Annotated in this window: 14 protein-coding genes; 6 read left to right on the forward strand and 8 right to left on the reverse strand. The window is 67.8% G+C overall.

Annotation, left to right across the window (positions count from 1 at the left end; all coding sequences use genetic code 11):
- Positions 1-186: 186 nt before the first annotated feature.
- Positions 187-1,740: a methyl-accepting chemotaxis protein gene (locus tag ACSHSS_RS07920; protein WP_043281792.1), complete on the forward strand. Its 1,554-nt coding sequence runs from the start codon at positions 187-189 to the stop codon at positions 1,738-1,740.
- 108 nt (positions 1,741-1,848) lie between these two features.
- On the opposite strand, the gene ACSHSS_RS07925 is transcribed toward ACSHSS_RS07920, so the two are convergent.
- Positions 1,849-2,544 (reverse strand): response regulator transcription factor, encoded by a 696-nt coding sequence (locus ACSHSS_RS07925; RefSeq protein WP_006416212.1) that lies wholly within the window; start codon positions 2,542-2,544, stop codon positions 1,849-1,851.
- Between the two features lie 368 nt (positions 2,545-2,912).
- Between ACSHSS_RS07925 and ACSHSS_RS07930 the strand changes: the two genes are divergently transcribed.
- Positions 2,913-3,401, forward strand: a complete 489-nt coding sequence (locus ACSHSS_RS07930; RefSeq protein WP_035956120.1) for a hypothetical protein — start codon at positions 2,913-2,915, stop codon at positions 3,399-3,401.
- A gap of 128 nt (positions 3,402-3,529) precedes the next feature.
- Here the strand turns inward: ACSHSS_RS07930 and ACSHSS_RS07935 are convergent, their stop codons facing one another.
- The 7 genes from ACSHSS_RS07935 to ACSHSS_RS07965 form a co-directional block, all read right to left on the reverse strand.
- Positions 3,530-4,951 (reverse strand): sigma 54-interacting transcriptional regulator, encoded by a 1,422-nt coding sequence (locus ACSHSS_RS07935; RefSeq protein ID WP_445544807.1) that lies wholly within the window; start codon positions 4,949-4,951, stop codon positions 3,530-3,532.
- A gap of 104 nt (positions 4,952-5,055) precedes the next feature.
- On the reverse strand, positions 5,056-5,640 hold the full coding sequence (locus ACSHSS_RS07940; protein WP_445544808.1) for a hypothetical protein: 585 nt from the start codon (positions 5,638-5,640) through the stop codon (positions 5,056-5,058).
- Between the two features lie 147 nt (positions 5,641-5,787).
- Positions 5,788-7,284, reverse strand: coding sequence for a chemotaxis protein CheA (locus ACSHSS_RS07945; protein WP_445544809.1), 1,497 nt, complete (start codon positions 7,282-7,284; stop codon positions 5,788-5,790).
- A 44-nt stretch (positions 7,285-7,328) separates the two neighbouring features.
- Positions 7,329-7,610 (reverse strand): hypothetical protein, encoded by a 282-nt coding sequence (locus tag ACSHSS_RS07950; protein ID WP_012468004.1) that lies wholly within the window; start codon positions 7,608-7,610, stop codon positions 7,329-7,331.
- A gap of 80 nt (positions 7,611-7,690) precedes the next feature.
- On the reverse strand, positions 7,691-8,278 hold the full coding sequence (locus ACSHSS_RS07955; RefSeq protein ID WP_006396623.1) for a hypothetical protein: 588 nt from the start codon (positions 8,276-8,278) through the stop codon (positions 7,691-7,693).
- Between the two features lie 110 nt (positions 8,279-8,388).
- Positions 8,389-8,715, reverse strand: coding sequence for a hypothetical protein (locus ACSHSS_RS07960; RefSeq protein WP_006396622.1), 327 nt, complete (start codon positions 8,713-8,715; stop codon positions 8,389-8,391).
- Positions 8,716-9,216: 501 nt separating this feature from the next.
- Positions 9,217-9,531 (reverse strand): hypothetical protein, encoded by a 315-nt coding sequence (locus ACSHSS_RS07965; protein ID WP_123789555.1) that lies wholly within the window; start codon positions 9,529-9,531, stop codon positions 9,217-9,219.
- 1,313 nt (positions 9,532-10,844) lie between these two features.
- On the opposite strand from ACSHSS_RS07965, the gene ACSHSS_RS07970 reads away from it, so the two are divergent.
- From ACSHSS_RS07970 to ACSHSS_RS07985, 4 genes are read left to right on the forward strand one after another with little or no spacing between them, the layout of a single operon-like run.
- Entirely contained in the window at positions 10,845-11,852 is a 1,008-nt protein-coding gene (locus ACSHSS_RS07970) for a UDP-glucuronic acid decarboxylase family protein (RefSeq protein WP_048804520.1), read from the forward strand.
- On the forward strand, positions 11,849-12,838 hold the full coding sequence (gene galE / locus ACSHSS_RS07975) for a UDP-glucose 4-epimerase GalE (RefSeq protein ID WP_445544810.1): 990 nt from the start codon (positions 11,849-11,851) through the stop codon (positions 12,836-12,838). The genes ACSHSS_RS07970 and galE overlap by 4 nt, the downstream gene beginning before the upstream one ends.
- A 35-nt stretch (positions 12,839-12,873) precedes the next feature.
- Complete coding sequence (locus ACSHSS_RS07980; RefSeq protein WP_105796012.1) at positions 12,874-14,295, forward strand: UDP-glucose dehydrogenase family protein; 1,422 nt, start codon at positions 12,874-12,876, stop codon at positions 14,293-14,295.
- Positions 14,296-14,326: 31 nt separating this feature from the next.
- Positions 14,327-16,969 carry a glycosyltransferase gene (locus tag ACSHSS_RS07985; RefSeq protein WP_445544811.1) on the forward strand — a complete coding sequence of 881 codons (2,643 nt, stop codon included), beginning with the start codon at positions 14,327-14,329 and terminating at the stop codon, positions 16,967-16,969.
- Positions 16,970-17,001: the final 32 nt, after the last annotated feature.

The raw sequence follows: 17,001 nt of genomic DNA on the forward strand, positions 1-17,001 counted from the left end.
CGACGCCATCGCCCGACAGTATAGCGACGCACCTTATGTATATGCATAGATGCCCGCACCGCCGGCGCCGGCATCGGTCGCTCTAAGGGATTTCCCGCCTACGCCGGCGGCCGCCGCGCGCCGTCAAAAGACTCATCCCGTCACGCCGTTGCGGCACGCCCCGTTCGACCGACCGACCCAACCACCATGCGCACTCTCACCCTCAATCAGAAACTGGCTTCGATGATCGTCATCCTGTGGCTCGGCCTGCTCGTCATCGCCGGGCTCGGTGCATGGCAGACGCGCGCCTCGATGATCGACGACCGTCGCGAGCAACTCGCGTCGCTCGTCGCGCAGGCGACGAGCGTGGCCGATCATTACTACAAGCTGTCGCAGCAGAACGCGATGCCGGAAGCCGATGCGAAGCAGAAGGCGCTCGAAGCGATCGCCGCGATGCGCTACGGCAGCGACGGCTACATCTCGATCAACGATTCGAAGCCGGTGATCGTCATGCATCCGATCAAGACCGAGCTGAACGGCAAGGACGTGTCGAACTTCGCCGATCCGAACGGCAAGCACCTGTTCGTCGAGATCGTGAAAGTCGGCAATGCGGCCGGCGGCAAAGGCTTCGTCGAATATCTGTGGCCGAAGCCGGGCGCCGACAAGCCGCAGGACAAGACGAGCGCGGTCCAGCGTTTCGCGCCGTGGGACTGGTATCTCGTGACCGGCATGTACATGGACGACGTGCGCTCGGCCGTGCTCGCGAGCATCGGCCGCTGGTTCGGGATGACGGCCGTGCTCGGCGCGATCGCGACCACGGTGATGGTGCTCGTGCTGCGCAGCGTGCGCGCGAACCTCGGCGGCGAGCTCGAAGTGGCGGTCGACACCGCGCGCCGCATCGCGCAGGGCGATCTGACCGCACACGTCGACGTGAAGCGCGACGATCGCGGCAGCCTGCTGCACGCGCTGCACACGATGCAAAGCGGGCTGATCGACATGGTGTCGCGCGTGCGCGCCGGCACCGAGAACATCAACGTCGGCGCGAGCGAAATCGCGTCGGGCAACACGGACCTGTCGCAGCGCACCGAGGAACAGGCGGCCGCGCTCGTGCAGACCGCATCGAGCATGGACCAGATGACGGCCAACGTGAAGCAGAACGCGGAAAGCGCCGCGCAGGCCGCATCGCTCGCCGATCAGGCGGCGCAGGTCGCGACGCGCGGCAGCGCCGTGGTCGACGACGTCGTGCGCACGATGAACGAAATCACCGACCGCTCGCACAAGATCGGCGACATCATCGGCGTGATCGACGGCATCGCGTTCCAGACCAACATCCTCGCGCTGAACGCGGCGGTCGAAGCCGCGCGTGCCGGCGAACAGGGACGCGGGTTCGCGGTGGTCGCCGCCGAAGTGCGCTCGCTCGCGCAGCGCTCGGCGACGGCCGCGAAGGAAATCAAGTCGCTGATCGTGTCGTCGAACGAGACGGTCGAGCAAGGCGCAACGCTCGTCACGCACGCGGGCGAGACGATGGCCGAGATCGTGCAGTCGGTGCGCCGCGTCAATGAGATTCTCGACGAGATCAGCCACGCGTCGCGCGAACAGAGCGCGGGCATCGAGCAGGTCAATCGCGCGGTCGGCGAAATGGATCAGGTCACGCAACAGAACGCGGCGCTCGTCGAACAGGCGGCGGCCGCCGCGCACTCGCTGCGCGATCAGGCCGAAGCGCTGCGCGACGCCGTCACGCGGTTCGCGCTGCCGGCCTGAGCGGCGCCGCGGGCGCTGCGCGATCGTCGCGGCGAGCCCGGGCGCGCGCGTGCCGCGCCGATACGGCGCGTGGCGGCATCGTGCGAGCCGCCGTGCGCACGCCCGGCATCAATCGTCGGCGCGCGCCGCACCGCGCACGCGCGGCACGGTGGCGTCGAGCGCCGTGCCGCCGAGCCCCAGCCCTGCCGCATAGCGGATCAGCTCGACGTCGTTATGCGCGCCAAGCTTCTTCATCGCGCTGATCTTCTGCGCGCTGACCGTCTGCTTGCCCTTGTTCAGCCGCTGCGCGATCGCCTTGATCGGAATGCCGCTCAGAAAGAGCCGGATCACCTCGACCTCGCGCGACGACAGCTTCGCCGGCGCGGGCTCGCTGCCGCCCGCGTCGAGCGCGCGCCGCACGAGCGGCGACAGATAGCGCCCGCCGCTGTAGGCGGAATGAACCGCGGTGACGATGTGCCCGACGTCGTCGCCCTTGCTGACGACGCTCGTCGCGCCGTGCGCGAGGATCGAACGCAGGATGACCGGGCTCTCGTTGCGCACGAGCGCGACGATCCCGACCTCGGGCCGCACGCGCGTCAGCCGTTCGAGCAGCGCGAGCCCTTCGATGCGCCCGTCGCCGCGCAGCGAATAGTCGACGAGCAGCACGTGACAGTCGATGGTGTCGAACGCCGCGACGAGCTCGGCCGCCGTCGGGTAGGCGGCAACGAGTTCGATCGCGCAGCCGGCGGCCACGACATGCTCCATCCCGACGAGCGCCAGTGGCCAGTCGTATGCGAAAACGGTGCGAACGCTGAATTTCCTCATGCCCTTTCCATCTGGTTCGCCGGCCGCGCGGATCGACCGCGCGGCCGGCCGGGTTGCCGGTGAATGTCGAGTCAGGCGATATTTAGCCTGCAGACATTCTATGAAGCGGTATCCGCATCCGGAATCGGACAGCCGCTCGAACGGCGCGCCGAAACGTAATACGAGTTTGAAATCCGCGCCGAAACGCTCGGACTGCGATCGCGCGCATTGGCCGGACGGCCGACGTCGCGCGCTTCGCCGCGCGAGCCGGCGGATCGACGGGTAAAATTGCGGCCTTTGCATACGCTCTGCGATTCCGGGCAGCGGCGGCACGCGAACGGCGCATGCGCCGCTCGCCCGCCGCGCCGCCCGTCCATGCCGCCCGACTCATGACCGATTCCGATCTCCCCACCGACGACACCCGCATCCACGAAGACGGCCTCTGGCGCGACAACGGCTGGACGGCCCGCATCATCAAGAACGAAGACGACGACGGCTGGGCCGTCGAAATGATCAAGGACGGCGAGGCCGAGCCCGCACTCGTCGGCCCGTGGACGATGGGCCGCGACAAGAAGAACCCGAAGCCGATGGACGCGGCCGCGTTCCGCACGCTCGTGAAGACGGCGACCGAAGTGCTGATGCGGCACGAACAGCAGCGGCGCGCGATGCTGCACAAGCAGGTGACGGTGTGGGCCGGCGACAGCGAGGTATCGGTCACGCTCGACATCGTGCCGGACGAGCTCGAGCCGTATGCGGAACTGAAGGCGTTCGATCCGTACGGCGAACTGCTCGCCGATGCGAAGGTGTCGGCCGCGTTCACGCTGAACAAGGCAAGCGCGACGCGCTGGGTCGAATCGGGGTTCGCGCGGCCGGCGTGACGCGCGGCACCGCGCAACGCGGCGGCCGCGGGCCGGCGCGGGCCTGTTGGGGCTACTTCGGCCCTGCTTGGGCCTGCTTCGGGCTGCTTCGGGCTGCTTCGGGCTGCTCGGCCCTGCGCGAGCGCGCGTTACGCGTGCAGCCCGTGCGCGGTCATCAGCCGGTACAGCGTCGCACGCGACACGCCGAGTTCGGCCGCGACGTCCGCATGCTGGTGGCGATGGCGCATCAGCGTCTCTTCGATCGCGCGCCGCTCGGCCTGCCGGCGCGCTTCGGCAAGCGTCGGCGGCCGTTGCGACGTATAGGCGCCGAGCTCCAGATCGGCGGCCGTGATCGTCGCGCCGTTCGTCATCACGATCGCGAAGCGGATCCGGTTGATCAGCTCGCGCACGTTGCCAGGCCAGCCATAGTTGTAGATCGCCTCCACCGCGCACGGCGCGAAGCCGCGGATCCGGTGCGCGCAGTCGCCGCGAAACCGCTGCAGCATGTGCTCGGCGAGCAGCATGATGTCGCGGCCGCGTGCGCGCAGCGGCGGCTCGTCGATCCGCATCACGCACAGCCGGTAGTAGAGATCCGCGCGGAACCGCCCGTCCTGCATCGCCGCTTCGAGATCGACGTGCGTCGCCGACACGATCCGCACGTCGACCGGAATCGACGCATGGCCGCCGAGACGCTCGATCGTCCCCTGCTGCAGAAAGCGCAGCAGGCTCGCCTGGCTCTCGAACGGCATGTCGCCGATCTCGTCGAGAAACAGCGTGCCGCCGTGCGCGGCCTCGATGCGCCCCATCTTGCGCTGATGCGCACCCGTAAACGCGCCGCGCTCGTAGCCGAACAGCTCGGCCTGCAACAGCGTCGGCGGAATCGCCGCGCAGTTGACCGGCACGAACGGCCCGTGCGCGCGCGCCGATTGCTGGTGGATCGCGGCGGCCGTCAGCTCCTTGCCGGTGCCCGACTCGCCGGCGACGAACACGGCCGCATCGGTGTTCGCGACCTTGCGGATCGTCGCGAACAGCCGGCGCATCGCGTCGCACGCGCCGATCATCGTGCCGCCCGGCGCGTCGGTCTGCCGGTCCGGATCGACTTCCGCGAGCTTCAGCATCCCGTACGCATGGCCGACGAGATAGCCGATCGTCGTATACGCGCTCGCGTTGCGCACGTAGTCGAAGCAGCACTGACGAATCAGCCGGCACAACGCGACGTCCTTCAGCCGCGCGTCGCCGGCCAGCGCGACCCAGCCCACGCGCGGATCGCGCAGCACCGCCTCGAACGCGGCGACGTCGAGCGCGGCGAACCCGTCGAAATCGACGATGCCCGCGTACAGCCGATTGCCGCGCAGGCAATTGAGTGCGTCCGCAACGGTTTTCGCGTGCCACACGTCCCATCCGTTGGACGCAAGACAGTCGACGAGCGCGGCGTCGGGGCGCGGCGACAAATAGACGAGCGGCCGCGCCGGCAGCACGCGGTTGCGCCGAAGCGCCGCGAACGACGGCGGGCACACGAGCGGCTCGCTGTGCTGCGAGGCGGAGAAACTGATCGGGCAACGGTTGTTCACGGTGGCCTCGCCGCAAGGCGGAATCGGCTACGCCGGTGCGGTACGGCGCGCTGTCGCGTCGCCGCGTCGCGCAATGCCGGCGCGCGTTGGGATCATGGGGGGCGTTATCGACAGAAGACCACGCGCTGCGTGTAGATCTGCGGCTCGACGACGGGCGGTGCGGTACGGTTCAGATCGTCGCGGTACGCGCGATAGGTCTTGCCGTTGACGATCACGTCCGACGCGCGCGCGGTTTCGATCGTGTTCAGCTTGCTGCTCTGCCATTCGCTGACCGTGCTCGATGCGCTCACGCTCGCGTCGCCGGCGATCTTCTGCGTGAGCGCGCTGCTGTCCTCCCACGGCTGCGTCTGCATGTCCTGCGCATGCTGCATCGCGCCGACCGTCTTGCCCGTCGGTACCGGCCCGCGCTGCGCGTCGAACGGCACGCCGCGCTCGTACGACGGCGATTGCCACGACGGCGCATGACCGGCCTCGGGCACCATGTACACCACCTGCGGATCGCTGACCATCATCATCGGCACGCAGGCCGTGTTGTCGGGCCGGCCGAGCGTCGTCAGCGCCTGCTGCACGCTGGCCGCATTCGCGAGCGTCTGTTCGCTGAGAATCACGAAGACCGCGGGGTTCTGAAATACCGCCTGTGCGGCGGCCTGCACGCTGTACAGCAGCAGAGCGACCAAAAAGATCCTCATGATTGAGGCCTCCTTGCATCCTCGTCAGGCAAAAAGAGGTGTTGACCTCGGGGATGGGACCAACACCCGTCAAACCGCAGCGATCGTCGTGTCGCGCGCCCGGTCCCGCGCGGCCGGCGTACCGGTCGCACGGGGCCGGGCCGCCGTTCACGACGACGTGCTCGTCGACACCACCGTCGGCATCGGCGCGGCCGGCGCCGCCGGAGCGGCCTGGTCGATCGCGGCCGGCACGGCGTCCTTCGCCGGCTCGGCGAGCGCCGGCACATCGGCGGCCTGCGACGCCGGTGCGGCAGCCGGTTCGGCGGCCGGTTCGGCGGCGACCGGCGTGTCGGCGGCCGCAGGCTGCTGGGCGGCTTCCGGCATCGGTTCCGCCGGTGCGGCAGCGCTCGCCTGCGGAGCGGCGGCCGGCTCGGCTGCCGGCTGCGCGGCGGCATCGGTCTTCGTATCGACCGCCGGCGCGGCGGCTTGCGCGGCCGGTGCGGCGACGACGGCGGCGGCCGGCGTCGTGTCGGCTGCAGCCTGCGCGGCTTCCGGCGCCTTCGTGTCGACGGCCGGCGCGGCCGCGGCTTGCGCGGCCTTCTCGGTCGCGGCCGGCACGGGCTCGGGCGCCTTCGTCTCGGCAACCGGCGCAGCCTTCTCGACGACGGCCGGTGCCGCGACGACCGCGGCGGCCGGCAATGCGCTCGCCGCCGATTGCGCAGCGGACGGTACCGCAGCCGCAGCCGGTGCGACGGCAGCCGGGATCGCCGCCGCGGCCTGCGCCGCCTTCGCGACGGCGGGCGCCGGCGCGGGCATCGGCATCGACAGCGGCGCACTCTGCACGGCGCTCGTCGCGATCGGGCGCGTCGCCGCCGCAGCCGGCACGGCCGCATCGAGCGGCGGCAGGCCGAGCCGGCTGCGCACGAGCGGATCGCGATACTTGATGTCGTCGGCGACGGTCGCCTCCGCCGACGGCGCGACGTTCGAGCGCGCGAGCGGCGCGGTCGTGCCCGGGCACAGGTGGCCGGTCGCTTCGACCGCGCGCCGGTTCGCATCGCTCTGGCAGAGCAGCGCGAGCGCGACGTCGGTCAGGCCCATCGCGCGGAATTCGCGCGCATCGAGACGACGCACGCAGGCCTGGTCGACGAGCGTCGTGCCGCCCGTCGCGCCGAATCCCGGGAACGACACGCCGACGCTCACCGAACCCATGCAGGTGTCGGACAGCGTGGTCGTGAGGCCCGGTGCCTGGATCGCCGGGTTGGTCTTGATCGTCTGCGTGCCGGAATAATTGACGTTTTCGGTCGTCTGCGTGTTGTACGGACTCGTGCCCGGCGCGCCGGCCGACGCGAGCGTATTGACGCCCTGCGGCTGATTCAGGCCGCCGCTCGACGCGGACGGCATCGTCACGTTCACCTGGACGTTCGAATTGCCGCTGCCGCGAACCCCGCTCGTGCTGGTGGCATTGCCGCCGCGCGAAGTCGACGTGGTCGTGTTGTTGTTCGTGTTGTTGTTCGTGCTGATGCTCGAGCCGCCACCCAGGCTGACCGCCGTTGCCGTGCTCGACGACTGCGAACCCGAGTTCGAGTCGGCCGTTTGCGCGTGGGTACCGATCGTGGTCATCGCGAACAACGCCGCACATGCCACCTTGATCTTGTTGCTGTTCATTTCACTCTCCGGACGAGGATTGACCTCCCACCCAGGCAACCGTGCTAATTCCCCTGAATGACTTCAGCTTTTCCCGCTTCCCCGAACTGTTTCCAGCCGCTGCCGAGCTGGGACCACGAGCCGTCCGCCATCCCCTGCCACTGCTGGGGATTCGGTCCGCCGATGGCACCGCCCGCCGAAAGCGTTTGTTGTTCTGACGGTTTGGTTGTCTGGGCAAGGTCGTTTGACGTCTGCATATTCGATTGCACGTCCTCGGCAGCACGGTCAGCGCCATACGCCGTCAAAGACGCGAGCATCAGAGCGGCGGCAATCCGTTTGTGCTTCATGCCAACTCCTTACCTAACGTGACAACAATGCGGGAAAAGAGACCAGCGTCACTGCGAAACTGGTCCCCCCACATCTCCTGCTAATGACTGCCTGCGTTCGCGCCTGAACCTGCCTGACTGCCGCCCGAGGCGGACGGCGAGCCGGCCGGGCCGGTACTCCACACGGTCGACGAGTTGAAGTGATTCGAGCCCGCGATCGTGCCCGAGCCGCCGGGACCGGAAACGGCCCCCGCCCACCCGTTCGCGTTGCCCTGATCGTTCGCCCCCGTTGCCGTGTAGTGGTTTGCGCCGAGAACGATCGTGGCGGTCACCCCTCCCGACAATGCATTCGCGTTCACATTCGTGCTGCTGTTTCCGCCGTACGAGCCTGCGGCACCGATACCGCCGCCTGCCGCAAACGCGCCCCCGTTCGTGCCCGAACCGCTGGCCGTCGAGGTCGAGTTGTGAAAGGCGGATGCCGTGCCGGCGGAACCGGCGGGTGTCACGGTACTTCCTGCGTTCGCGCCCGCTACCGAATTCGAGTTGCTCGTATAGCTGCCGGAGCCGACCAGCACCGATCCCGACACGCCCGCCGCGACGGACTGTGTCTGATTGGTCGTCGAACCGGCCGCCCATACGACCGATGAAATGGCGGTGAGCGCTGTCGCTAAAATGACGTTGGCTTTCATAGCAATTCCTTGCTGTGAGGAAGTTTGGCGGTAGCGGGCCGGCCTCGCCCGCATCGGGCGAAACCGGCACTCGCTGCCACCAGCCAATGACGAACGCTACGCGCCGCGACTTAGTGGTGGAACGTCGTCCAGCCGATCGAGCCAGCATTCGCGCCGCTTTGGCCGCCGGCCTGTGCGCCGCCGAAGCCATAGCCGCCGACCGTCGACGTATTCGTGTGGTTCGTGTACGAGATCGAGCTGCTGCCGCCATAGCCGGCGGTTGCGCCGGCTGCGCCGAGCGCCGAGCCCGAATCGGTCGCGGTGAAGTGGCCGAACCCGACGACACCGGCCGACGTGCCGCCGACGCTCGACGAGCTGCTGCTCGAGACCGTGCCGCCACCTGCGAATGCTGCACCCGAAACCGCCAGAACTGCTGCTGCAATCAGAAGCTTCTTCATGGTCGACTCCATAACGGCGTGGACGGAACAGGCAGGGAAGGTCGCACGCCGACAACCATCCCTGCTTCAAGCAATCCCTTCGAACAGGATTACTTTTTAATTAACCGGATTCATATCCTTTTAAATCGATTTGTTTCTCTATTTTTGGTCAGCCGAAGTGTAGTTTCACGTTATTCAGTTGTCCAAATATTGTTAGTAGGTGTTTTCGATGAGTTTGCTGAACATTAAAACCAATTCGAAAACGCCTTAATCCATGCCGCCTTTAATCGCGCGCACTGCCCCATTCCGCCTTTTTCGAATATCGTCCGGGCGACTGCCGGAATGCGACAGTGCGAGGCGAATCGAAAACGGGCGAAACTGAATCGGTACGATGAAATCCGGCCGTGCCGGAACGCGCTGTTCAGCCGGGCGCGCGCGGTCCTCCATTGCGATCAGGCGGCATGGTTTCTCCCTGAGCGATCGACGAAACGGGTTCCGGAAAAGCGTGCGGCGGTGTGCGGCCTAGTCGGGCCGGCGCCGGCATGCGGGCGGCGCGATCGGTATCGCGCGGCACGGTCGAATACGGAACGGTATCGGGCCGTTCGGAATGAACGGGCCGGCGCTGCGGAGCGAGCGGAATGGAGCGCGACACCGGATGCGCTCGAGCGCCGCCGCGAGCGGCAAGCGCTCCAGGAACCGGAGCACGCGGATGCCGTCGAATCGGCGAGCAGAGACCCGCGAAGCTGGCACCGCGCCGCGAGCAATACCCCGATTTTTTCGACTTCCCCACTGTTGCGCGTGAATCGCGCGGATCAAGCTACTGCTGTTGGTCTTCATCGCCGTTTCCCCGACTGGCTTATTGACGAGTTGGTCGCCCCACATCTTTGTCGCGTCGCGTCGACCGCTCGCCGGTGCGTCCCATACCGCAAACCGCGTGCCATGCGTTGTGGCATCGGGTGCTGCGCGTGGCCGCTCGCCGCGATGCGCGCGTGCGCCGTCGGGAATGGCGCTTTTTGTTTCAGGAATGTATCGCAATAACGGCCGCATGCCGCCCGCGATCGTCAAGCGCAGCGAAGCAATGGCGGGAAAAGGCTGAGAAATCGGCTGGCGCGACGCGCGCACGCGGTCGTCGGAACAAGTGTTTCAAACTTGAGATGCGCACGTCTGCGTATCCCACGCGGTACGCCGCGCGCGGCAAGTGAACCGGTTGCAACGCGCGCGCGACGTCGTGCTTGCGTGCGCTCGAAGGAAAACCCGAGGCCGACGGCCGGACCGCAAATCGCCGTGCGGCGGGCCTCGGCGCGCGCACGACGCACGCGCATCGCGCCACAGCGCATGTATTTGATTCAATCGTGAAAACACGGCGCGATCGAATCGAGAAAATCAATTGAGACAAATGGTCGACAAACCGAAATTTGCCGATCGTTCAGCGTGCTTTCCCACACAACGTCGATTCGAATGAATTGACGTCGATCGATCCGGATCGAATCGCTGCTTCGGTGGCTTTCCGTATCGATCGATTAAACATGGGCAATCGCGAATCGCAGATCCGGCGTTGCATCGAATGAACACTTTTGTCGCTCGAGCGCGGCGCGAATCTCAACTTTGAAACATTCGTATTCGGCGCGCGCGGCCTCGCATGTCGTGCGGCGCACCTTGGCCCGGCGCATGTCGAATGGTGCCGGTTCGCCCGAATGCGCGCATCGCGCCGCACGCTCATCCTGTCCCCACGATACACGCATGAAACAAGCGCGCGTGCCGCGCCGCCCGCTGCGCGCGCAACGGCACGTCGCCGCAGGCACGGCGACGGCCGAACCGCAGCCGCATCGCGGTTGGCATGCCGCTTGCCTCATGTCCGGTTCAGGCAGGCGCTTGCACGACCCGAAAAACGGGCGGCAGCCGCCCGCTCATAAGCCACGTCGGGGAAGCGGCGATGAAGACCATCAGCGAACGGGCGACGCGTGCGTCGGCCCAGCATCAACGGGGAAGTCTGCGCAATCGGAGCGCCGTTCATGGCGCTTCGTCGACATCAGCGAAGCAGCAACGGCACATGCCGGCACGACGTCCCTGCGGCGACGCGGGCAGCGTGCGCGCGTGCGCCGCAGCGCTCGCTGTCCGGCTCCCGGCGATGTGCGACGAAGGAGAAGACCATGAATGACCGGGTAGCGATCGAGACGCGCGTCGGCCAGCGCGTGCTCGTGACGGGCGGCGCCGGATTTCTCGGCAGCTATGTATGCGAGCGCCTCGTCGTCGAGGGCGCGCACGTCGTCTGCGTCGACAGCCTGCTGACGGGACGCAAGCTGAACGTCGCCGACCTGAAGGCGTCGGGTCGTTTCGAATTCGTGAAGGCCGACGTCACGCTCGGCCTGCCGCAGCTGCAGGTCGACGAGATCTGGAATCTCGCCTGCGCGGCATCGCCGCCGACGTATCAGCACGATCCGGTCCACACGATGATGACGAACGTGCTCGGCATGAACCACTGTCTCGCGCTCGCCCGGAAGACCGGCGCGCGCGTGTTCCAGGCGTCGACGAGCGAGATCTACGGCGACCCGAGCGTGCATCCGCAGATGGAAACGTATCGCGGCAACGTGAACACGATCGGCCCGCGCGCCTGCTACGACGAAGGCAAGCGCGCCGCCGAAGCGCTCTGCTACGACTACTACCGCACCTACGGCGTCGACGTGCGCGTCGCGCGCATCTTCAATACGTACGGGCCGCGGATGTCGCCGCGCGACGGCCGCGTCGTGTCGAACTTCATCGTCGGCGCGCTGAACGGCGAGCCGCTCGAGATCTACGGCGACGGCCTGCAGACGCGCTCGTTCTGCTTCGTCGGCGATCTGATCGACGGCTTCTTCTGCCTGATGGGCGCCGAGCGCAACGTCGGGATGCCGGTCAACATCGGCAATCCGGTCGAATTCACGATGATCGAGCTCGCGCAGAAGGTGCTCGCGCTGACCGGCTCTCGATCCGAGATCGTATTCCGCCCGCTGCCGATCGACGATCCGCATCAGCGTCGCCCCGACATCTCGGTCGCCGCGACCGAGCTCGGCTGGCGGCCGTGCATCGATCTCGACGAAGGCTTGCGCCGCACCGTCGACTACTTCGCCCGCGAACTGTGGATCGCGCCGATGCTGCAGATGACGGGAGCCGCCGCATGAAAGTCTTCGTCACAGGCGGCGCCGGCTATATCGGCAGCCATACGTGCAAGGCGCTCGCGGAAGCCGGACATGCGCCGGTCGCGTACGACGATCTGTCGACGGGCCATCGCGACGCGGTGCGCTGGGGACCGCTCGTCGTCGGCAGCATCCTCGACCACGACGCACTCGGCCGCGCGCTCGCCGCGCATCGGCCCGACATCGTGATTCACTTCGCGGCGCTCGCGTACGTCGGCGAATCGGTGCTCGCGCCCGATCGCTACTACGCGACGAACGTGGCGGGCACCTGCACGCTGCTGAACGCGATGCGGGCGGCCGGCGTCGGCCGGATCGTGCTGTCGTCGTCGTGCGCGACGTATGGGATTCCCGATGCGCTGCCGATCTGCGAGCACACGCCGCAGCATCCGATCAACCCGTATGGCTTCACGAAGTACGCGATGGAGCGGATGGCGGCCGACTTCGAGCGCGCCTACGGCATGCAGTGGGTCGCGCTGCGCTACTTCAATGCAGCGGGCGCGGACCCGGACGGCCTGCTCGGCGAAAACCACGAACCCGAAACGCATGCGCTGCCGCTCGCGATCCGCGCGGCGCTCGGCACCGGTCGCCCGTTCACGGTGATGGGCACCGACTATCCGACGCCGGACGGCTCGGCCGTGCGCGACTACGTGCACGTGAGCGATCTCGCCGATGCGCACGTCAAGGCCACCGCGTATCTGTGCCGCGGCGGCCACAGCGTCGCGCTGAATCTCGGGACCGGCACGGGCACGTCGGTGCTCGAGCTCGTACACGCGGTCGAAACGGTGACCGGCTCGCGCGTGCCGACCGTCATGGCCGCGCGCCGCCCCGGCGATCCGCCGGCGCTGTATGCGGACGCGACGAAGGCCGCGCTCGTGCTCGGCTGGCGCCCGCGCTTCGCCGGGATCGAGCCGATGGTCGAGCATGCGGCGCGGTGGTTCCGTCAGGATCTGCCGCTCGTGTCGAACAAGTAACACCAGGCGTCGTTCAACCAACCACGGGGATAACCATGAATGTGCGGATCGCCATCGTCGGCACGGGCTATGTCGGGCTCGTCAGCGGCGCATGTCTGGCGGAGCTCGGACACGACGTCGTCTGCATCGACAACAATCGCGGCAAGATCGACGCGCTGAATCAAGGCTGCATGCCGATCTACGAGCCGGGCCTCGACGCCTTCGTCGCGCGCAACGTCGGACGCGGGACGCTGCGTTTCAGCAGCGATCTCGCCGCGAGCGTGCGCGACCGCGACGCGGTGTTCATCGCAGTCGGCACGCCGACGCTGCCGGGCACCGATCGCGCGGACCTGCAATACGTCGAAGCGGCCGCGCGTGACATCGCATCGAACCTGAACGGCTTCACGGTCGTCGTCACGAAATCGACGGTGCCGGTCGGCACGAACCGGCGCGTGCAGGGCATCGTCGAGCGCCATGCGCCGCCCGGGATCGACACCGCGATCGCGTCGAACCCGGAGTTCCTGCGCGAAGGATCGGCGATCGACGACTTCATGCATCCGGACCGCGTCGTGTTCGGCGCCGAGCATCCGCGCGCGATCGAGATCATGAACGCGATCTACGCACCGCTCGCCGCAGCCGGCCATCTCGTGCTCGCGACCGAGATCGAGACGGCCGAACTCGTCAAGTACGCGGCCAATGCGTTTCTCGCCGTGAAGATCAGCTACATCAACGAGATTTCGGATCTCTGCGAAGCGGTCGGCGCCGACGTCGAGCTCGTCGCGAACGGAATGGGCCTCGACCGGCGGATCGGCGCGGCGTTCCTGAAGGCCGGGCCCGGCTGGGGCGGCTCGTGCTTTCCGAAGGACACGCGCGCGCTGAAGGCGACCGCATCCGAACACGCGGTGCCGCTGCGCATCGTCAGCGCGGCGATCGAATCGAACGCGCAGCGCAAGGCGCAGATCCTCCAGCGGATCGAAAACGCGTGCGGCGGCTCGATCAAGGGCAAGCGCATCGCGGTGCTCGGCCTCACGTTCAAGGGGCAGACCGACGACGTGCGCGAAAGCCCGAGCATCGACGTGATCCAGCTGCTCGTCGGCGCGGGCGCGCATATCCGCGCCTACGATCCCGCGCGGCCGCACGAGGCGTCGCGGCTGCTGCCGCAGGTGTTCATGGAAAGCTCGGCGGTCGACGCGGTGCGCAGCGCCGACGCCGTCGTCGTGATGACCGAGTGGAAAGCCTTCGAGACGCTCGATCTCGCGGATCTCGCCGACCACATGTCGGACCCGGTGATGCTCGACATGCGCAACCTGTTCGACGAACGGCGCGCGGCCGACTGCGGTTTTCGCCGCTACGAGCGCGTCGGCCGCTCGTGCACCGCGCGCACGCCGGCCGATGCCGCGCGCGGCCGCGTGCCGGTCGCCGACGATACGACGGCGGCGCCGCAGCCTGCTTCAAAGCTGATGATCGACTCGAACTAACTCGCGTACGCGAGACCGTTGGGGGAACACCATGGAGAAGCTCGTTGCGTCGCTCGCCGGCGGCGCGGCGTCGGAGGCGTCCGACGCCGAAGCCGGCCGCACCGAAAGCGCCGAAACCGATGTGCCGCTCGTGGTGCCGCTGATGGACAGCGGCACGCGCACGATCTTTCATCTGCTCGCGCTGTGCTGGGTCGCCGCGCTCGCGATCTTCTGGCGCTGGTGGCTGCGCGACGAGCATTACGTCGATGCGTTCCGCTTCGGCGTCAACTGCTTCATCCTGTTCTGGACCACCTTCATTCCGGGCTATTTCATCTTCATCATCCGCTCCGCGGTCGTGCCGAACCCGGCGCTCGACGTGCCGCGCGGCTGGCGCGTCGCGATGGTCGTCACGAAGGCGCCGTCCGAGCCGTTCGAGGTCGTGCGCACGACGCTGCTCGCGATGCTCGACCAGACCTATCCGCACGACACCTGGCTCGCCGACGAGGACCCGACTCCGGCCACGCTCGAATGGTGCCGCCGGCACGGCGTGCGCGTGTCGACGCGGCGCGGCGTCGCCGACTATCACCGCGCGAGCTGGCCGCGCCGCACGAAATGCAAGGAAGGCAATCTCGCGTACTTCTACGACACGTACGGCTACGACAACTACGATTTCGTGTCGCAGCTCGACGCCGATCATGTGCCGACGCGCACGTATCTCGAGGAAATGCTGCGTCCGTTCGTCGATCCGGCGGTCGGCTACGTATCCGCGCCGAGCATCTGCGACAGCAATGCCGCGCTGAGCTGGAGCGCGCGCGGGCGCGTGAACGTCGAGGGTCCGCTGCACGGCACGATGCAGGCCGGCTACGCGGGCGGTCTCGCGCCGCTCTGCATCGGCTCGCACTACGCGGTGCGCTGCCGCGCGCTGCGCGAGATCGGCGGCCTCGGCCCCGAACTCGCCGAAGATCATTCGACGACGATGATCTTCAACGCGCACGGCTGGCGCGGCATGCATGCGCTGAACGCGATCGCGAACGGCGAAGGGCCGCGCACGTTCGCCGATCTCGCGACGCAGGAATTCCAGTGGTCGAAGAGCGTGATGATCATCATGCTGCGCTACACGCGCCGCTATTTCGGCGGCCTGCCGCTGAAGCTGAAGGCGCAGTTCCTGTTCTGCCAGCTGTGGTACCCGCTCTGTGCGCTCGCGATGGCGAGCGGCGTCGCGATCCCGGTCGCCGCGCTGCTCACGGGCCGCGTGTGGGCGCATGTCGATTACGTCACCTATCTCGCCTACGCGGTGCCGCTCGGCGTGCTGATCCTCTGCGTCGTCACATGGTGCACGCATGCGACGCAGTCGTGTCGGCCGCTGAACACGAGGCTGCTGTCGTGGGAAGGCCTGTCGTTCGTGTTCGCGCGCTGGCCGTGGGTCGTGCTCGGCTGCCTCTCGGCGATCGTCGACTGCATGCGCGGCAAGGAATTCGCCTTCAAGGTCACGCCGAAAGGCGGCACGATCGAGCAGGACGCGCCGCTGCGCGTCGTCGCGCCGTATCTGCTGATCTCGCTGTGCTGCAGCCTGCCCGTCGTCGCAGTCGAGAATCCGCACAATGCCGGCGGCTTCTATCTGTTTTCGACGCTGACGAGCATCCTCTACTTCGTGATCGCGGCCGTGGTCGCCGTCAATCACGGCAAGGAACAGGGGCTCGCCGCGTCGGCGCCCGCGCAGATGTTCTTCAGCCGCCTGCCGGTGCGCAACGCGCTGTTCGTGTTCGCGCTCGCGATGCTGGCCGCCGGCATCGCGCTGCGCGCGCCGAAGGGCTGGCAGGCCGTCACGTGGCGCTCGGGCCTGCCCGCCGTACTCGCGCCCGCGCCGGGGCAGCCGGTCAAGCAGCCCGCGCTCGGCGTCTACGACCCGGACCGCGTGTTCGCGGCCGACGCGAATCTCGCATTCGATCATGTGTTCGTGTCGTGGAACGCGCCCGACCTCGATACGCAGATCGACGACGCGTATCGCACCGCCCACGCGCGCAACCGCGCGCTGATGGTGACCGTCGAACCGTGGGCACTGCCCGGCAGCCGCACGGGCGCGCTGCTCGACGACATCGCGCACGGCCGTTACGACGCGCGCATCGCGGCGACCTGCTCGGCGCTCGCCGCGCTGCATGCGCCGGTGTTCGTGCGCTGGGGCCACGAGATGGAGACCGACACCGGCCGCTATCCTTGGGCGAGCGGCGACGCGTCCGGCTATATCGACGCGTACCGGCGCGTCGTCGACGCGTGCCGCGCGATGACCGACCAGCTGCGCTTCGTGTGGTCGCCGGCCGGCAACCGCAACCTCGACGACTATTTCCCCGGCGCCGGCTACGCCGATGCGGTCGGCCTGTCGGTGTTCGACTGTCCGCGTTGCGCGGTGTGGCCGGCGGGCGGCCGCGCGTCGGCCGAGAGCATCCTGCGGACCAAGTACGCGCGCGTGGCCGACTACGGGCTGCCGGTGATGGTCACCGAACTCGGCGTCGACGGCTCGGACGCACGCAAGCGCGACGCGCTCGACGAATTCCAGCGTTCGCTGTGGCGCTATCCGCTGCTGAAGGCCGTGGTGTATTTCAATGCGGTCGACACGCCGGGTGCCTGGCCCGCGCGCTACGTGCCGGACTGGCGAATCGCGCCGTCGTTCCTGCGGGCGGAAGTCGTCGCGAAGTAGCTGGAAGCCGGCGGGCGCAGCACGCGCCCCCT

Source organism: Burkholderia sp. BC1 (genome assembly GCF_052683555.1).